Annotated in this window: 16 protein-coding genes; 7 read left to right on the top strand and 9 right to left on the bottom strand. The window is 54.8% G+C overall.

Annotation, left to right across the window (positions count from 1 at the left end; genetic code table 11):
• Positions 1–365: 365 nt before the first annotated feature.
• Positions 366–2,291: a DNA topoisomerase IV subunit B gene (locus P1X16_RS08670; protein WP_277227545.1), complete on the bottom strand. Its 1,926-nt coding sequence runs from the start codon at positions 2,289–2,291 to the stop codon at positions 366–368.
• A gap of 242 nt (positions 2,292–2,533) precedes the next feature.
• Here P1X16_RS08670 and P1X16_RS08665 point away from each other — a divergent pair, with 242 nt between their 5' ends.
• Positions 2,534–3,670: an AI-2E family transporter gene (locus P1X16_RS08665; RefSeq protein ID WP_277227544.1), complete on the top strand. Its 1,137-nt coding sequence runs from the start codon at positions 2,534–2,536 to the stop codon at positions 3,668–3,670.
• A gap of 162 nt (positions 3,671–3,832) precedes the next feature.
• Here the strand turns inward: P1X16_RS08665 and P1X16_RS08660 are convergent, their stop codons facing one another.
• Positions 3,833–4,822: a GNAT family N-acetyltransferase gene (locus P1X16_RS08660; protein ID WP_277227543.1), complete on the bottom strand. Its 990-nt coding sequence runs from the start codon at positions 4,820–4,822 to the stop codon at positions 3,833–3,835.
• A gap of 8 nt (positions 4,823–4,830) precedes the next feature.
• Positions 4,831–5,016, bottom strand: a complete 186-nt coding sequence (locus P1X16_RS08655; RefSeq protein ID WP_277227542.1) for a hypothetical protein — start codon at positions 5,014–5,016, stop codon at positions 4,831–4,833.
• A gap of 198 nt (positions 5,017–5,214) precedes the next feature.
• On the opposite strand from P1X16_RS08655, the gene P1X16_RS08650 reads away from it, so the two are divergent.
• The 3 genes from P1X16_RS08650 to P1X16_RS08640 all read left to right on the top strand — a co-directional run bounded on the left by P1X16_RS08650 (position 5,215) and on the right by P1X16_RS08640 (position 7,774).
• Positions 5,215–5,688 (top strand): PA2169 family four-helix-bundle protein, encoded by a 474-nt coding sequence (locus tag P1X16_RS08650; protein ID WP_277227541.1) that lies wholly within the window; start codon positions 5,215–5,217, stop codon positions 5,686–5,688.
• Between the two features lie 243 nt (positions 5,689–5,931).
• The gene (locus P1X16_RS08645) at positions 5,932–7,452 is read left to right on the top strand and encodes an exonuclease domain-containing protein (protein ID WP_277227540.1); all 1,521 of its coding nucleotides are present in this window, start codon (positions 5,932–5,934) and stop codon (positions 7,450–7,452) included.
• A gap of 148 nt (positions 7,453–7,600) precedes the next feature.
• Positions 7,601–7,774 (top strand): hypothetical protein, encoded by a 174-nt coding sequence (locus P1X16_RS08640; RefSeq protein WP_277227539.1) that lies wholly within the window; start codon positions 7,601–7,603, stop codon positions 7,772–7,774.
• A gap of 60 nt (positions 7,775–7,834) precedes the next feature.
• On the opposite strand, the gene P1X16_RS08635 is transcribed toward P1X16_RS08640, so the two are convergent.
• Together P1X16_RS08635 and P1X16_RS08630 are read right to left on the bottom strand one after the other, a co-directional pair.
• On the bottom strand, positions 7,835–8,287 hold the full coding sequence (locus tag P1X16_RS08635) for a hypothetical protein (protein WP_277227538.1): 453 nt from the start codon (positions 8,285–8,287) through the stop codon (positions 7,835–7,837).
• 44 nt (positions 8,288–8,331) lie between these two features.
• On the bottom strand, positions 8,332–9,942 hold the full coding sequence (locus tag P1X16_RS08630) for a hypothetical protein (protein WP_277227537.1): 1,611 nt from the start codon (positions 9,940–9,942) through the stop codon (positions 8,332–8,334).
• Between the two features lie 204 nt (positions 9,943–10,146).
• On the opposite strand from P1X16_RS08630, the gene P1X16_RS08625 reads away from it, so the two are divergent.
• Positions 10,147–11,742, top strand: a complete 1,596-nt coding sequence (locus P1X16_RS08625) for a hypothetical protein (RefSeq protein WP_277227536.1) — start codon at positions 10,147–10,149, stop codon at positions 11,740–11,742.
• A gap of 137 nt (positions 11,743–11,879) precedes the next feature.
• Here P1X16_RS08625 and P1X16_RS08620 read toward each other — a convergent pair whose 3' ends face one another.
• Complete coding sequence (locus tag P1X16_RS08620; RefSeq protein WP_277227535.1) at positions 11,880–13,010, bottom strand: DNA topoisomerase IB; 1,131 nt, start codon at positions 13,008–13,010, stop codon at positions 11,880–11,882.
• 333 nt (positions 13,011–13,343) lie between these two features.
• On the opposite strand from P1X16_RS08620, the gene P1X16_RS08615 reads away from it, so the two are divergent.
• Positions 13,344–14,141 (top strand): M48 family metalloprotease, encoded by a 798-nt coding sequence (locus P1X16_RS08615; protein ID WP_277227534.1) that lies wholly within the window; start codon positions 13,344–13,346, stop codon positions 14,139–14,141.
• A gap of 167 nt (positions 14,142–14,308) precedes the next feature.
• Entirely contained in the window at positions 14,309–15,493 is a 1,185-nt protein-coding gene (locus tag P1X16_RS08610; protein WP_277227533.1) for a phosphatase domain-containing protein, read from the top strand.
• Between the two features lie 77 nt (positions 15,494–15,570).
• On the opposite strand, the gene P1X16_RS08605 is transcribed toward P1X16_RS08610, so the two are convergent.
• The 3 genes from P1X16_RS08605 to P1X16_RS08595 form a co-directional block, all read right to left on the bottom strand.
• Complete coding sequence (locus P1X16_RS08605; RefSeq protein ID WP_277227532.1) at positions 15,571–16,023, bottom strand: nuclear transport factor 2 family protein; 453 nt, start codon at positions 16,021–16,023, stop codon at positions 15,571–15,573.
• Between the two features lie 55 nt (positions 16,024–16,078).
• On the bottom strand, positions 16,079–16,825 hold the full coding sequence (mtgA, locus tag P1X16_RS08600; RefSeq protein WP_277227531.1) for a monofunctional biosynthetic peptidoglycan transglycosylase: 747 nt from the start codon (positions 16,823–16,825) through the stop codon (positions 16,079–16,081).
• A 257-nt stretch (positions 16,826–17,082) separates the two neighbouring features.
• Complete coding sequence (locus tag P1X16_RS08595; RefSeq protein ID WP_277227530.1) at positions 17,083–18,090, bottom strand: zinc-binding alcohol dehydrogenase family protein; 1,008 nt, start codon at positions 18,088–18,090, stop codon at positions 17,083–17,085.
• Positions 18,091–18,157: the final 67 nt, after the last annotated feature.

The following is an 18,157-nucleotide window of genomic DNA, read 5'->3' as shown; positions in this document are numbered from 1 at the left end:
CGAATAATCGTCAAAAGTACCGCTAGTTAGGCAGAGTGCCACTATCTATAAGTAACAGCGCCTTCCTCAAAGTTCCTAATTTTTTTAGTTATTACAAATCACAAACAGCCGTATTTGCTTCAATTTTCATTTAAATGAAGGAGGTCTAGCTAATTTTATTACCAATTATATTAGCAATCATTTCGGCTAATATATTCTCCTCAACTCTTGAGCTTCACTCAGTGCGTACTAAACCTGTTGGTGGTTTAGCCAGAGGCAGTCTTGTTTACTGAGTCGCCCCGGCCAAACAACCTTACCAAAGGGTAAAATCGTTCGGCCGGGGCGGCTAGGGGTGCGCAACCATGGCAGTTGCTCGCCGATTTAGTTTAAGCCAAATCTTCTTCTGCTACTTCTGCTACCGGCAGCACATCAGAAGTCACTAGATCCTTCTCCAAACGCAGGTTTTCGATGATGAATTCCTGGCGAGCAGGCGTGTTCTTGCCCATGTAATAGTTCAGCACCTGCTGAATGCTACGGTCCGACTGCAAAATCACGGGCTCTAGTTTGATGTTGTCGCCAATGAACTTGCCAAATTCCTCGGGCGAAATCTCACCCAAGCCCTTGAAGCGGGTTACCTCGGGGTTGCGGCCGAGTTGGCGCATAGCGTTTTGCTTTTCCTGCTCGTTGTAGCAGTAAATAGTGGTTTTCTTGTTGCGGACGCGGAAAAGAGGCGTTTCCAGAATGAACACGTGGCCATTGCGCACCAAGTCAGGGAAGAACTGCAGGAAGAAAGTAAGCAGCAGCAACCGGATGTGCATACCGTCGACGTCGGCGTCGGTGGCTACTACTACGCGGTTGTAGCGCAGCCCTTCAATGCCTTCCTCGATGTTGAGAGCGTGCTGAAGCAGATTCAGTTCTTCGTTCTCGTAGACAATCTTCTTTTTCAGTCCAAAGCAGTTCAGTGGCTTACCGCGCAAGCTAAATACGGCTTCCGTTTCCACGTTGCGGCTCTTGGTGATGGAGCCCGAGGCTGAGTCACCTTCGGTGATGAAGAGTGTGGTTAGGGCTTCCTGCTCCTGCTTGCCTTCGCCAAGGTGGAAGCGGCAGTCGCGGAGTTTGCGGTTGTGCAGGTTGGCTTTTTTTGCGCGCTGATTAGCCAGTTTTTTTACGCCGGCCATGTCCTTCCGCTCCCGCTCGTTCTGCTCAATGCGCTTGCGGAGCGCCTCTGCGGTAAGAGGATTTTTGTGCAGGTAATTATCGAGGTGCTCCTTTACGAAGTCCAGGATAAAGCCTCGTACTGTCGGGCCATCGGGACCCATGTTCATCGAACCAAGTTTGGTTTTGGTTTGGCTCTCAAACACTGGCTCCTGCACTCGCACCGAAATGGCGGCCACAATAGAACCCCGGATGTCGGCAGCATCATACTCTTTCTTGTAGAACTCGCGCAGGGTTTTCACTACCGCTTCGCGAAAAGCGGCCAAGTGCGTACCGCCCTGGGTAGTATACTGGCCGTTCACAAACGAGTAGTATTCTTCGCCGTAGTCGTTGCCGTGCGTTAGTGCCAGCTCAATGTCCTCCCCTTTCAGATGGATGATGCCGTAGCGGCGGCTTTCCTCATCGATTTTGCGGGCCAGCAGGTCGTACAGTCCTTTCTCGGAGTAGTACTTCTGGCCGTTGAAGTTGATGGTCAGTCCAGCGTTCAGGTAAACGTAGTTCCAGATCTGATTTTCGAGGTACTCCGGAATGAAACGGTAGTTGCGGAAAATCGTATCGTCGGGCTGGAAGGTGATGAGCGTACCGTTGCGCTGGCTGGTTTTCACCGGCTTAGGGTCTTGCACGAGGTTGCCCTGCGAAAACTCCGCCGACTTCATTAACCCTTCGCGCACTGACTGCACCAAAAAGTAATTGCTGAGCGCATTAACCGCCTTGGTGCCGACCCCGTTTAATCCAACAGACTTCTGAAAGACCTTGCTGTCGTATTTGCCGCCCGTATTAATCTTGCTCACCACATCGACCACCTTGCCAAGCGGAATGCCGCGGCCGTAGTCGCGCACTTGCACCCGCTGGTCGGATATTTTGATGTCGATGGTGCGGCCGTGGCCCATGACGTGCTCGTCAATTGAGTTGTCGATAACTTCTTTTACCAACACATAAATGCCATCGTCGTAAGCAGACCCATCGCCGAGCTTGCCAATGTACATGCCGGGCCGGAGCCGGATGTGTTCGCGCCAGTCCAGCGACCGGATGCTGTCTTCGGTATAACCGTGGTCGGGCACGGCAACGGGCGCGGTGAGTACTTCTTGTTCAGCCATCGAGATAACCAGTAATCGAATTCGAGGTAAAATAACGCAGAAAATACCCGTTTCCGCGCTTTTATTTCGCTAGCCAAGTTAGCAAAATAGTAGTTCACAACCGCGCTTCCTGCCCCTTTGTTCCCTGATTATTTCCAAAATCTTCCCTTAAAAGCATTTCTCTCACCCCAGACGTTTACCAATAATTTTAGCATATGCTGCCACCTGCCACTCAACACCATCTACCTCCACCTAGCCAAAAGGTGAGTGCTCCTGTAAAGCAGTCCCCTATTATTCAGTTCGCCTTTTTCATGCTGGGGAGTGTTTTGCTGATTTACGCCCTGCGCGTCCTCGATGATATTCTGCTGCCGCTCGTGTTTTCGGCTCTGTTTGCACTCTTGCTGCTGCCACTTTGCCGCTGGCTGGAAGACCACCGCGTTGGGCGGGTATGGGCAATCATTCTGTGCTTGCTGTTCCTAGTATTAATTTTCGTGGGTGTCGTGCTCGGCTTTGGCTCTCAGCTCACGCAGTTCAAGGACGAAATACCCAAACTGCAAGTGAAGTTGATGGAGTTTTTCAATAACGCGCAGCAATGGGCGCACGTGAAATTTGGCTACCAGCCCATGAGTTTGGAAGAAGTAAAGGATTCCTCGATTAAGGCGCTCAAGAAATCAGGTGGCTCTTATTTGGGCACTACCCTGAATACCACCTCAGCGGTGCTAGGCAATCTGGCGCAGGTGTTTATCTACATCTTCTGCTTGCTGCTTTATCGGGACCATTTGCGGCAATTCATGTTCCGCTTTGTGACACCCGATAAACGCACATCGGTGCTGCATACCTTCGATAGTATCCAGACGGTAGTACAGGCTTACATTTCCGGCCTGTTGAAGGTTATTGCCATTGTAGCTATCCTTAATGCTATTGGGCTGTTAGCTCTGGGCGTGAAATTTGCCGTCTTCTTCGCCATTTTTGCCTCGGTGCTGGCCATCATTCCCTACATCGGCATCATGATTGGAGCCACACTGCCGGCTATTATCACGCTGGTGGAAACTGGTTCACCTCTGAAAGCTGCGGGCGTGGTAGGCGTATTTGTGGCGGTGCAGTTTTTGGAAGGAAACTTCATTACCCCCATGATCACGGGCTCACAAGTAAGCATCAACCCATTGGCCGCCATTCTGGCCCTGATTCTGGGCAACGCGCTGTGGGGCACGCCCGGCATGATTCTCAGCATTCCGCTGATGGCCGTTATCAAAGTAGTACTCGATTCCAATAAGACCACAGAGCCTTGGGGCTTTCTGCTCGGGGACACAGCCGAAGGAGAAGATTCCACGAAACCCGGCAACCAGACGCCTAATTTCTTTGGCCGTATGTGGGCCAAACTTCGAGGAGCGCCTTCTTAGAAAACTACTGAATAGCGAAGTAATTTCTTCTTTGACCTTCGCTACGCAAAGCTCGTACATTCAACAAGCCCCTGATGTTAGCTTAAACGTCAGGGGCTTGTTTGTTTTAAACAGCCTTTTAATAGCGCATTCGCAATACCGCTATTCCACTTAGTTAAGCAGCTATTCAGTTACTCCCAAGTCGAGCAGGTAAGTGTCTAGCACTTCCGTGGTAGCGCCAAAGCCTTCCTTTTGATTAAGGAGGCCAGCATTTACTGTTCCCGTTCCTTGCTTAGTAGAGGTACCAAACGAAAGGCGCTTGTAGCTGGCTGGCTTCTCCTGGATAAGATGCGTTAGCACGGCGTCAACAGCCCCCACTTGTTTGCCTCGGGGGCTACCCGCAATGTATTGAGTGTGCGCGAAGCCTTGCCGAATATCCTGAAACACTAGCACGCCCGCCACCATTTCCTCACCCACATAGGCCACCCATAATTCCAGGTGGCCGGGATTCCGGTCACGTAGGCCGCTTATTTCGGCAAGCGTGTGCACGGGCCGACAGTTGTAGGTAGCCAGCAGATTAGCGGTAAGCAAGTCCCAAAACCCCGCGTACTCCTGAATGCTGGCCTGCCGTACCACCACACCATGCCGACGGGCTTTGCGTAGGTTGCCTCGCCGCCACGTTCCGATGCGCACCGGCTGGGTTAAATCCACTACCGCAACAAGCTCTCGGCTGCTAAGTACGGCTCCCTGCTGATGCAGCCAAAAAGCAAAGCTTTCGGAAGGCAGCCGGCAAAATACGCGGGGCACGGGCCTAACAAGCAACTGCTGAAAACCGGCCGCCTGCCAAGTTGAACGCAACAGGTCGAGCATCACCACCAACTCGGCATACTTCACCCCGGCAACCGTCACGAGGCCCCCGTACGTGAGCCCCGGGTGGGAAACCAGCGTGGTAGGCGCTGGGGTGTCGTGGGCAACGGCAGCAACAAAGATGGCGCGCAGTTTAGCGCCTTGCCAGATCAACCAAGACTGGTCAACGAACCGGTCTTGGTGGTAATCCATAAACGTGCGAGCAAACAGGAAAGGCCCGTTAGCAGAATGGGCAACCAAGGCGTCCCAGGCAGCAGCATGGGCCGGCGCATACGCCTCAACCCGAAGAGTGTGCGGAAGCAGCATGAGGCTTCTCATAGTGCGGGCAACAAATCAGCAACGTTCCATGCAGCATAGGCTGAACGAACTTCTCCAGTTTGCAACATCTCCAGCACACGTGGATCGGAGAGTGGAACTTGAGAAAGCTTCATAGGCAATAATACTAGCAAACCTGTCAGCACCTCCCGCAGAGCGCTGAGTGGGATAAAGATCGGTTTCAAAAGTAGAGCTAATCGTGCGGACCAGCAACCGCCCCACTTCTGGCAGGTCTGCTCCCACCAGCTTGGGAAGCTAAGCCGTAAAACTAAATTTTATACTTGCCTGCCGGCAACCTGCTGCGTGTCCGATGGGTATACAGACCTGTTGAGCAGCTCTAGCTGCTTGCTTTACTTCTTTTCCACAGACTAACCTTTTCGATCATGGCTGCTATTACTGGCGATATCGCCCGCGCTTACAACGACCTCGTAGAAATCAACAAAACTGCTGCTAAAGGCTATCAGGAAGCTGCTGAAGGTGCTTCCAGCGGCGAACTGAAAGCTAACCTGAGCAAGTTCAGCCAGCAGCGGGCCCAATTTGCTTCCGAACTAACCCAGCATGCGCAGCAGTTTGGTATCAATCCTGAAGAAGGCAACACCATAGAAGGCCTAGCAGCCGACGCCGCTGCCGCCGTACACCGGGGCTGGATCAACATCAAATCGGCCATTACGGGCCAGGACGACGCTGCCATTTTGGGCGAGTGCGAAACTGGCGATGCCACGGCCCTACAGGCTTACGAAACTGCATTGAAATCGGCGGAATTGCCCGCTGAAGCGCGCTCGGTTATTCAGCAGCAGCACGGCGAAATTTTGTCGGCTAAAAACTGGATTACGCAGCAAAAATCGGTTAGCCGTTAGGCTAACATCTCGCTATAATTGAAAAAAGGCTCGCTTGATGCGGGCCTTTTTTGCTTTCTGAAGGTTAAACAAATACGCTTGCAAAGAAGCCCTATTATTGATTTAGCAGGAGTAGTTTGCTCTTAACTAATTCAGGCTGGTGCGCCAAGGACGTGTTTCCTTGGTCATGCAACCATCTGTAGGGTTATCTTTGTTATGTTCCTGTTGATTTAGCTTATTCCATTACCCGATACCGCGCCGCATTTGTACGCCATCATCGACCTTGAAACCACTGGGGGCCAGCCAACGCAGGACCGCATCACCGAAATAGCCATTTTCATTCACGATGGCCAAAAGGTGGTAGATCAGTACGAAACACTGCTGAACCCAGGCCGGTCAATCCCCTTTTTTATCACCCAACTCACGGGTATCACCGACGATATGGTGCGCGAGGCGCCCAAGTTTCATGAGGTGGCGCGTAAGGTGGTGGAAATGACGGAGGGCTGCGTATTTGTGGCGCACAACGTACGTTTCGACTATAGCTTCCTGAAAAAGGAATTTGCCGACTTAGGCTATAACTACTCGCGCAAAACGCTGTGTACCGTTCGGCTGAGCCGCTCCCTGATGCCCGGCCAACCAAGCTACAGTTTGGGCAAGCTCTGCCAGAATATTGGCATTCCGCTCAATGGCCGGCACCGCGCCGCTGGTGACGCCGCCGCTACCGCTATCCTCTTCGACCGGCTCTTGAAAATCAGCCAGGAGGACGAAGCCTTGCGCGACCCAACTGTTTCCCCAGCCGATACCCTGGCGGCCGTAGATGCCACCGCCCCGAGCGGCCGGCGCCCAGCTGTAGCTGACGGGGACACGGCTGTCGCCACCAAGCAGCCTTCGGCACGCAAGATCAAAGCTGTGCAGGATGCTATCCGTACGGCCTTGCTGCCGCCCAACATCACCCCGGCTAAGGTGGCGACACTGCCGCACGAGGCGGGCGTTTACTACTTCCACAACGAGCAGGGCGAGGTGATTTATGTTGGCAAGAGCATCAACATCTACAAGCGCATTCAGCAACACTTCGCCATCGACTATAAGTCGCGCAAGAGCATAGAATTCAAGAACTCGATTGCCGACATTACCTGGGAGCTAACAGGTTCGGAATTGGTGGCCCTGCTCTACGAGTCGCACGAAATCAAGCGGCTGAAACCACTTTACAACCGGGCGCAGCGCCGTTCGGTGTTTCCGGCTGGCATCTTCCTGCGCACCGACGAGCAAGGCTACAAGCACCTCTATTATGGCCGGGCCGACGACCACGCCGAATCGCACCCGCTTATTGCGCTTGGCAACCAGTACAAAGCCAAAGGCTTTCTGTTCCACAAGGTGGCCAAGTTCAATCTTTGCCAGAAGCTCTGCGACTTGTACAAAACCACTGGCTCGTGCTTTGATTATCAGGTGCACCGCTGCAAAGGCGCCTGCATAGGGCTAGAGCCGCCAGCCGAGTACAATGCGCGGGTAGAGCAAGCCATAGAGTCGTTCACGTATGAGCATGGCTCCTTTGTGGTGGTAGGCAAAGGCCGGACCGAGCAGGAAAAAACCGTGGTACTAGTAGAAAACGGCCGGTATCTGGGTTTCGCGTATGTTGACGAGAGTTTTACCGCCCGTAACCTCGCTGATTTCAAGGCCATCATCACGCGCTACAACGACAACAAGGATGTGCAGCAGATTATTAGGCAATACTTGCGTACCAAGCACAAAGATAAAGTGAAACTCTTTAAAAACACGAACTCCTAACAAGAGTAGTTGACCTTATACAAGCCCCGTTTCCTTACGATTCGGGGCTTTTTGGTACTAGTTGGCATCACATGTATATGTGATGTGCCGGGTTGGATAGTGCGTTAGCTTTACACTGCTAGTATAAGCCTTCCTCTTCCCTACCGCTATGAACCAGCTACTCCACGCCCCCGCTACTTCGTTTGTTGACTACGCCCAACGCCGCTACCGCTGGGTGGGCCCACGGGGCCGTCAATGGTACCGGATGGTACTACTCACTATACTTGGCCGCCGCAGCCCACGTCCTGCATTACACGCGCTCCAACTAAAGCGCTTGCTCTAAGCAACAAGCTACCTTCCTCGTCTTAACTAATAGAGTTGTCGCCTGCGCCAAGCACTGTTCTTAGCTTGGCTGCAAGGCGTACTGCTGGCATACGCGCAACCAATCAACGGCCTGTGCTTCGTCGTTGAAGCGCCGCATTTGATAGGTTTGAGGCGCTTCTTCCAACTGCTGAATTGCAGGTATGGTGTCCGTTGCTTGCTGGTAGCTTGGCGACAGCAATTGGCTCAGGCATACCCGCTGGCCCAGTTGCGCACTTGCTTGCGGAAAAAACTCGAACAGCGCCCAATTAGTAGTTTCAGTGTCAGCCGGCAGCCGACGACGACCATCGAGAAGCCAGTAAGGACAGCTAAAGTGCACCCCTGCCTTCAAGATAAAGTGATATCCCTCCCGGGTCTCGGGCGATGAAGTAGGCCGCAACCAACGGGCTACTATCATGCGTAGATCGGCGCGATACGTAATAGTGATATAATCAGGAGTAGAGAATTGCTGCATGCGCTCGATATAGAAGTGCAAATATAAGACAATCAGTTAATTTGCGGGGCCATTTAAGCCACGATTTAGTACAATCGGTGCCGGAGCAACCAGCCGGCGGCATCGAATTCGGTGGCGGCGGGCAAATGCCGCTCCACTTTCACGGCCCGCGGCACCAGTAAGTTGTTGCCGTCGCCGCTATCGAAAATTGTGATGCGCGTACGGGTGGGCGCCGTGTTGACGGAGGCTCGCACAGCATCTTGACCGGCACCATCATAAATACCTACCGTGATGCCGGTGGCAGGTAACGCTTTGAACTCGAAAATATCAGAACCACCTAGCCCATACAGTTTCAGGGTGCTGGTTTCCCCCACCTGAAACGTACGGCGGCCTACCAAGCTGTCGGGGCAGGCGTACCCGATTTGATACACGCTTACCTGCACTTGCTGTGGGCGGGGCACCTCCACTACAAACCGCTCGGGGGCGCTGGTGCCTGGCATTTCTACATTGCGGGCCAACAGTTCATAAAACTTGTCGGCCACCAAGGGCAACTGGTTGCGGCGGCTGCGCAGTTTCTCATCAAATTCCTCACCAGCCAAGGCGTACACTTCCTTAGGCCACACCGACAAGGCTTCTTTAATTACGGGGTCGGAGAGCTGTAGCCGCATGGAATCGGCAATTTGCTGGAAGTCTTGCCGGTTTAAATACACCAACAATGACTTGTCCATGGGTTCGGCGGCGCGGTTCAGGCCCGCGACGTTGTTTAAGCCAATATCCTTCTCGAAGGTCTGGTAATTGGACTTCACCCACCCAATAATGTGCGTTAGAAGCCCATCGTTAAACTTGAAGAAGGCATGGTCCCGGTCGCGCGGGATGGGTCGGTACTCAATCCCGCCGTTGGCAGTCGGGAAGCTGGCCCAGCGCCACTGGTCTTCGCGCCGGCTCCAGTCGCCGAGCCACATATCGAAAAGCCGAGCCCGCAAATATTGCCGCGCCGCCACCCGATACTGCGGGTTGGCGAGCAGGTTGGTGAACACATGGCGCGAACTTACCACCCGGTTGGAATTGCCGAAACTAGCTACCGTGCTTTGGTCGCCTTCGGGGCGTTCCTCGAATAAGTAGAGTGCATTGGCAAAGTCCTTCTGAAACTGCCCCAACGCTGGGTCATTGCCTACATACACCAAGCGCGGATTGGTGTGATAAACGCCGACCGCCTCCGCTAAACGCGGCACGATGTACGCCCCATAGGGGTTGATGACGCTGGTTTGGTCTTTCATTAAGCGTCCAATCGGACCGTTTTGCAAGCTCTCGGGCAATGCTTTGGTGGCGTCTTTATCCACGGAGCGCAACACGTACTGCCGACCGTTGGGCGCGACGAGACGCAGATTCTTGGTTTGAAAAGAGCCGCCTTCCTGCACGGGCACTAACCCACCGGGCACGGCCGTGCGTAGGTTGAAAACCGGCACTTCCACCGGCAGGGCCCAAAGCTCGCGGTAATGCTTACCCCAAAAGAATTGGTGCAGCTTGGAGCGAAGGTACTGCGTACCGGCTGCCACCCGTACTGTGGAATCGGGGCGGATGTGGGCGGCAATGGGCGGTCCGGGTGGCGCCGCGGGTGCCGAGCAAGCTTGACACACCGCTGCGGCGCACAAACAAACGGTGAATTGAACCCGGCGCGGAATAAAAGGACGTGACACGGAACAAGATAGAGGCGCCTTTGAGGCCAGTCGCCAGCCTTATACCGCAAACTCACTGCGTGAGGTTGAATCTTGCGGCATTAAGAAATATTAAAACAACAAGCATGGACAGTGGTAACCAAGAAAAAACGCTTTAAGCTTAACCATAGCTAACAACTCATCTTTATCTCCGTTCAAGGAGTCAAGCCGCGCTTTCCGCCCCGCATGACACCTCGCTACTCGTTTGCCCTTCTATTGCTGCTCACTGCTGGCTGCGCCCGCCAGAAGTTTTTCCAACCCGATGCCCGGCTCGATCCTACTCCACTTGCTGGCACCGCCGACAGTGCCCGCGTAACAGCCGGCCGCCACTACCAACGGGGCCCTATTGGGCGAATGCTGCTGGGCCCGCATCATCGCCCGGCCTGGACGGAACCCGTCACGCTGCCCGTCCTGAAGTTAGCTTCTATTGTACCGGGCGGCTTGAAACCGGGCAAAATAGGCGGCGGCTTTCAAACCACCAGCATGACCGTGCTTACCCCCGCCGGGCAAGGGTACGCGCTGCGGACCATCGACAAAAACCCGTATCGTACGTTGCCCAAAGTGCTTCGCCACAGCTTTGTGCTCAACTTAGTGCGCGATGCTACGTCGGCAGGACATCCTTATGGCGCTTTTGTGGTGCCCCCACTGGCCGAAGCGGCTGGTATCCCGCATACAAATCCACGGCCTTTCTATGTTCGGGCCGATGAGAATGGCTTGGGCTCAGCTTCGGAGCTATACCAGGGGCGAGTGGTCATGCTGGAAGAGAAGCTAGAAGGCGAGGCGAATATTGCTGGGCGCCTGCCCGGTGCTACCGCACTCGAAGAAACCGCCGATATGCTGGCCGAGCGATACCGGACCGGCCAACACACCATCGACGAAGCTACCTTCCTGCGCGCCCGCCTGCTGGATATTTGGCTCGGTGATTGGGACCGGCACGAAGGCCAATGGAGCTGGGCGGCGTACACTCAGCCCCGGGGTGGCACCCGTTGGACTCCCGTACCGCAAGACCGTGACCAAGTGTTTTTTCGGTTCGACGACGGCCTAATTCCCTGGCTGGCAAGTAAGGTGGTGCGCAAGTTTCGCACGTTTGGGGCCCACTACGAAAGCATAGAAGGATATACCCGCAACGCGGGCTACCTCGACGAGCAAGTACTGACCCGGCTTCCGCACCCTGCATACGCAGCCACAGCCCTTGACCTGCAAAAGCGCCTCACCGACGCTGTTATCGAGCAAGCCGTTCGGCAAGGCTTGCCGCGTGAGGTCTACCAAGACGAAGGCGCCCGCATGATAGCCGACCTACGCTCCCGCCGCGACGCACTACCCAAAGTCGCCGAGGAGTTTTACCGACTGCGGGCCCGCCACGTACTGGTAGCAGGCACCGACGAAGACGAACGGTTCGTGGTGGACCGCCTCAACGACACAACAACAGTGGTTTCGGTGTACCGGCAATTCAAGGACAGCAGCAAGTCGCGCCCGGATTCGCTGCTTTATCGGCGACGCTTCAACCCTACGGAAACGCACAGCATTAACCTGCATGGCTTGCAAGGCAAGGATGTGTTCGAGGTACGAGGCAAAGTGCGGCGCAGCCCGTTCGTGAATATTTATGGTGGCCCGCACGAAGATGAGGTGCTCGACCATTCGCGCGTAGCTGGTTTGCGCCGCAAAACCCGTTTCTACGACACAGCCCGCAACAACACCTTCGAACCCGCCCCCGAACTGAAAGACAAAACCACGCACGGTGTCACCTCCCATGCCTTTGACCGAGACGGTTCGGGAAGGTAACGTTCTATGGAGGCCTAATGCCTTTATTTGATTTCAATACCAAAAGACAAGCCCCTAGTGTCTCCATTGACATTAGGGGCTTGTCTTTTATCTACGGGAATGATTAAGTTAATACATAGGCAGAGCAAATCGTTGACCTATTGTTTCACGATGTCCCCTTCCAACTCAGCCAGCATGTCGAGCACCATGTGCTCAGTGGGCGTAAGCAAGTCGTTTTCGGAGGGGTCGGCGTCGTGGCGGCGGAGGTAGTCGATGAGCTTGTCGGTATTGAAGAGCTCCACCACTTGGGGGTGAATGTAGTATTTCGAGCAGACGGTGGGCGTGTTGCCAAGCTCGTGGGCAACGTCTTGCAATGCCCGTTTTAAGCTCTTGGGCTTCGGGAAATCGGGTTCTTCATTGATGACGGTTTCCAGGCACTCCACCATCTTCACGGTGCCGCCCCACGTACGGAAGTCTTTGGCTGATAGCGCCAGGCCGGTTACCTGCTGCAGATACTCGTTCACGTCGCCGGACTCCAGCTCGGCCCGTTTACCATCGGGGGTGTAGTACTGAAATAAGTGCTGCCCCGGTATTTCCTTGCACTTCTGTACAAGCTTAGCCAGCTTCCGGTCATGGATGGTGAGGTCGTGGGCTACGCCTTTCTTACCTACAAACGCAAACCGCACATCGGAACCACTAACCTGCACATGTTTGTCGCGGAGGGTAGTGAGGCCGTAGGTTTTGTTTTCCTTGGCGTACTCCTTGTTGCCAATGCGGATATACGACCGGTCCATGAGGGTGAGGACCAGCGCCATTACTTTGCTTTTGTCGAGTTCGGGGCGGGCCAAATCCTTTTGCATCTGACGCCGCAAGTCGGCCAGCTTTTCGCCGAAAGCGCGCAACCGGCTGAACTTGGTCAGGCTCCGGGCTTGGTCCCAGGCAGGATGGTAGCGGTACTGCTTGCGGCCCTTGGCATCGCGCCCGGTTACTTGCAAATGGCTATTGGCAGTGTCAGAAATCCAAACGTCGGTCCAGGCTGGCGGAATCACGAAGCTTTTGATACGCTCCAGGATTTTCTCGTCGGTTATTAGCTCGCCATTGGCTTTGTGATAGGTGAACGTACCGTCAGGGCCGGGCTGGCGCGTAAGGGCGGGTTTGGTGTCGGTGCGGTAGCGCAAACCGGCTAGCTCGGCCTGCCGGGCGGGGTCTTTGTAGAGTTCGTGCGAATCTTCTAGGGGCGCGAGGCGCTTCTTCTTGGTTTTGGGCCGCGGCTGGGCAACAGTAGACATAGGAACTTTAAATAAAGCGAAACGCGGAGTGCCAGAGTGGTGGGTGAAAGTTGTGTACGGCAGATACCCGAGAAAGGTCTTTCTGTGGTTCAGCTAGCCCCTACTGTTTAGGTACATTACCCGTTGCGCACCTGCACAATTGACATCACAGGCGGAATTTGGCCCAATATTCCACCACTTTTTTCTCTCTGATTATCCGGGTTCTACCTCCTTGTACCTCATCAAAACAACTTGACAGCGTGCTGTCCCGTACCGATTCCAGCTTTTTGGCACCGTTTTTTCTTTCAACTGAGGAGTTTTACGCTCTTTTCTATTCAACCAATTCGCTTTTCAATGCGCCTTTTTTCACTTAAGTCCTTAGCCCTACTTTCTTTAGTTGCTACTCTGGGTGGCACTACTGCCTGCTCCGACGATCCTATTCTCTTTTCTATTGAAGACGACAAAGCCCTTGGCGAGCAAGTAGCAGCCCAAACCGATTCCACGTACCGGGCCAAAGGGCAGTTGCTGGAGCGCTCAAGTAACCCCCGCGCGTATCAGCTGCTCGATGGAGTAGTAAATAAGGTGCTGAATTCGGGGCAGCTGCAATACCGCAATGAGTTTCCTTGGGATGTAAAAATCATCAAGGACGATGCTACCCAAAATGCCTTTGCTACGCCTGGCGGCCACATTTATGTGTTTTCGGGCCTGATTAAGTTTTTGGAAGATGAAAGCCAATTGGCAGGCGTGCTCGGCCACGAAATAGCCCACGCCGACCGGCGGCACACCTCGCGGCAGCTTCAGAACGAATATGGTATTAATACCCTGCTAAGTTTGGTGCTGGGCGAAAACCCTGGCCAGCTCGTGCAAATTGCGAGTGGGCTGGGCCAGTTGAAATTCAGCCGCGACTTCGAGCGGGAAGCCGACCAGTATTCGGTTATCTACCTCAACCCAACCACCTATTCCTGCGACGGCGCAGCAGGCTTCTTTATTAAGTCGGAGGCGCAGGGCGGTGCCAACACGCCAGAGTTTTTGAGTACCCACCCCAACCCTGGCTCACGCGTTCAGGACATTCAGGCCAAAGCGGCTGAACTCAAGTGCCAGAGTCGTACTGTTTCAAACAGCAACTTCGAGGAACTGCGGCGAATCATTTAATTGTCCTTTAGCGCACTCAGAACAACGGCTTTGCACGTACAGAGCCGCTAAGACTTTAGAAAGACCAGTTGCCGTTGCGACTGGTCTTTTTGTTTGGGTGTAGCTCTTCCGCTAAAGAGGCATTAGGCGCAAGTATCAAATTCCGCTTTACCCGCGTACTTGCGAATATGTCTATACTCAACAAGATTGGCGACCTAGCTGACCGCGCCGACGACCTCATAACCCGCACCCGCGCCCGGCTCGGACTGCTGCATCCCCTCCAGATAGTACCGTACCGCAGCTACGGCACCAGCACGCGCCTCTACGTAAAAGGGCGCCTGCTTACCGATAAAGGTATTGGCGAGCCAGGCGAAGGCGACTCACGCTGGCACAATCTGCTCAATATGTACCGCCGTTTCGAGAGCAACGAAATCAGCGGCGCGCAACTGCTCGTGCAACCCGCCGACGGCACCACGCACCCCGTCGTGACCGATGAAGAAGGTTATTTCACGATAAACTTAGCCCCCGAAAGCTTACCCGAACCGGTGGACTTTATGTGGTACCCGGTGGAAGTACTGCTGCAACAGGCGCCCCACCCCTTTACCGCTGCACCCGGCTTGCGGGCGGCAGCGCCGGTACTCATTCCGCCCGCCGACGCGGAATACGGCATCATCTCCGACCTCGACGATACCGTTATTCAAACGTCGTCCACGGACCTGCTGCGCATGGCCCGCACCGTACTTGTGCGCAATGCCCATTCAAGGTTGCCTTTCAAAGGTGTAGCCGAATTCTATCGGGCTCTGCAGCTAGGCCGCAATGGCAAGCGCAACAACCCCTTCTTCTACGTTAGTAGCTCGCCCTGGAATCTCTACGATTTACTAGAGGACTTCTTGGCCTTAAACGAAATACCACCCGGTCCGCTTCTGCTGCGCGATTTTGCTATTGGTGGCAAGAAAGCTGGCGACGCCACGGCCCACCACGGCCACAAGCTCAAGGAAATTGATAATCTGCTTCTCACCTATCCCAAGCTACAGTTCGTACTTATCGGCGACTCGGGGCAGGAAGACGCCAATATCTACCGCGAGGTAGTACGCCGCCACCCCGGCCGCATCTTGGCCATTTATATCCGCGACATTCTGAAGCGGCCCGACCGCGCCGCCATGGTAGAGCGTGTCAGCGAAGAACTGCGCAACGACAAGGTGGAAATGCTACTGGTGCAAGACACTGTTCAAGCCGCAGAACACGCGGCCAAAACCGGCCTGATCTTCCAGGAAGCCATTTCGGCCGTGCAGCAAGAAAAGCACAAAGACGAAACCGCCACCACTGAAACTGATTTGGACGGGGAAGGTACTGGCAAGCCGGTAATGAAATAGCTTTCAACTGCTTTAAAAAACACGAGCCAGTTCTCTTCTTAAGGGAGAGAACTGGCTCGTGTCTTTTAGCTTCTTCTCTAACTCGAATGGTCCGCGACGATAACCCACTGGCCGTTGAGGTGGCGCAGTACTAGTAAGTATTGGCCTTGTAAATCGCCAAGGCCGGGGCGGGCAAGATGCCAGCGGCCTACTACGTGGGCGGCATCGGCGCCATCGGGGGTGACGCGGAGGTCGGTGAAGCGCAGCTGGCCCATGGCGGCAGCGTTGGGGTAGTTGCGCCGATAATTGTCGAGCGTTGGCTGCCACCCGTAGGTGAGGCCACTCTTGCCAATGAACACCAGCGAATCGGAGCGCCAGTAGCCTTGCATGAAAGTAGTTACGTCGCCGCGGTTCCAGGCGGCCGTTTGGGTGGCGAGCAGCTGGGTGATAGCGCGGCGCGTTTCAGCGGGCGTTTCGGTGGTTTTGGCAGCGGGCGAAGACGTGCAAGCGGCCAGCGCAGCCACACAAAGAGAAAGTAGAATAGGCTTCATGAGGCCCAAGATAACAGAATACCTTGCCTGCGCTGCGGCGATACTCGCTGCTTTGCTATTCTTCAATCAGCTCCTGTACGTACGCCTTACCGCCCAGCTGCCGCATGTTGCGTAGCACCCGCTGTTGTTTGGCACGCGCTTGTGGCCCAGGGTTGCTGGCCCGAAAACGCAAGGGATTGGGAAGCACGCCAGCGAGCAACGCGGCTTCACCGGCCGTGATTTTGTCGGCTGACTTGTGGAAGTAACGCTGCGAAGCGGCCTCCACGCCAAAGGTGCAGTCGCCCATTTCAGCTACGCTCAAATACATTTCCATGATGCGCTGCTTGCTCCAAAACAGCTCGATAAGCACCGTGAAATAGGCTTCGGCAGCCTTGCGGATATAGCTGCGCCCCTGCCACAAAAACACGTTTTTGGCTACCTGCTGCGAGATAGTGCTGCCACCGCGCAGCCGCTTGCCGCTGCTAAGGTTGTATTTAGCCGCATTCAAAAGGGCATTGCCATCGAAGCCATGGTGCAGCAGAAAGCGTTGGTCTTCGGCCGCAATCAGCGCCAATGGCACCTGCGGCGACACTTCATCAAGGCCTTTGAAGTAGTACCGAATACGGCGGTCGTCTTCCTGAATACCGTAGTATCCTTTGCCAATGGGCGCGTAGGCGCGGCGGTCGAGCATAAGCCAGGTAGCCGGCGGCGACACCCAGCGGTACATCAGCACCCACGCCACCGAAGTCAGAAACAAGGCCACCACCACTTGCAACAGCACTTGCCGAACCTGTCGCCACACTTTTTTGTAATCCGTTGCCAAGCTTAACTGCCCTTATATCCGCCCGCGGCCAAAACGGCCACAGCAGCGGCAAAAGTAGCGGAATTTGTTGCTCTGCACGACAAATTTCAACGCACCATCTGCAGCCCAACAAGCAACAAATACCGCACATTAGCAGCTGTTAAGAGATTACGAAGTGGCTTTATTGCGCCTACCCAAACACACCGCTGCCGTGCCTACTGCTTCGTCATGCGAGACGAAGCAGTAGGCACGACTGGCAATTAAAACAGCGCCAGCTACTACAGCTCTACCATAGCTTTTATTACGCCGGTGGCCGGGTCGAGCCAACTAGCAAATTCAGCTTGTACTTGGTTGAAAGGCACTCGGTGGGTGATATACGTAGTTGGCTGTACCAGCCCCGCTTTCATCGAGGCAATGACGTGCTCGAAGTCTTCGCGGGTGGCGTTGCGGCTGCTCATGAGCGTAGCCTCGCGCTTGTGAAACTCGGGGTGGCTGAAGTTGATGTCGCCTTTCTGCAAACCAACCAGCACGTAGCGGCCGCCGTGGGCAAGGTAACCGAAACCATTGTTGATGGCCTTCAGACTGCCGGTAGCATCAATTACCACCGTGGGCATGTCGCCGTTCGTCACAACGCGCAGTTGCTCGGTTACGTCCGCCGATAGGGCATTGATGGTGTGGGTTACCTGCAATTTGTCTTTGCAGAAAGCAAGGCGCTGCTCGTTGATATCAAGGGCAATGACGTGCGCCCCGGCAATACGGGCAAATTCCATGATGCCCAAGCCAATAGGCCCTGCTCCTACCACTAGCACGTATTCGCCGGGCTTCACCCCGGCCCGCCGCACGCCGTGGGCCCCAATAGCCAGCGGCTCTACCAACGCCAGCTCGTCGTAGCTGAGGCCCTGGCCGTGCACCAGCGAGTACGCCGGCACCGACAGATACTCGCCCATGCCGCCGTCGGAGTGCACCCCGCACACGTTGATGTGGGTGCAGCAGTTAGGCAAGCCCGAACGGCAGGCAATGCAAATGCCGCAGTTGAAATACGGAATAAACGTAACGGCCTCTCCGATTTCAAAACCAGGTACTGCGCTTACCAACTCACCGGCTAGCTCGTGCCCTAGCACCCGCGGATACGCGAAAAACGGCTGCGTGCCCTCGTAGGCGTGCAAGTCGGTGCCGCAGATGCCGATGCGCCGGATGCGCAGCAGGGCCTGCCCTTCTTGCGGTGCGGGCAAGGTCCGGTCTTCGTAGCTAAACTGGCCGGGCTCAATACAAACCAAGGTATTCATGGCAATTCTTGTTTCGATTCAAAGAAGTGGCTACTCATTTGGCTTCAGTTAAAGCAGGCCTGCACGT

The sequence above is a fragment of the Hymenobacter sp. YC55 genome (assembly GCF_029433095.1).
In the GTDB taxonomy this organism is placed as follows: Bacteria; Bacteroidota; Bacteroidia; order Cytophagales; family Hymenobacteraceae; genus Hymenobacter.
The sequence above is the reverse complement of the archived record's forward strand: the minus strand, read 5'-3'. Positions and strand labels throughout refer to the sequence as shown.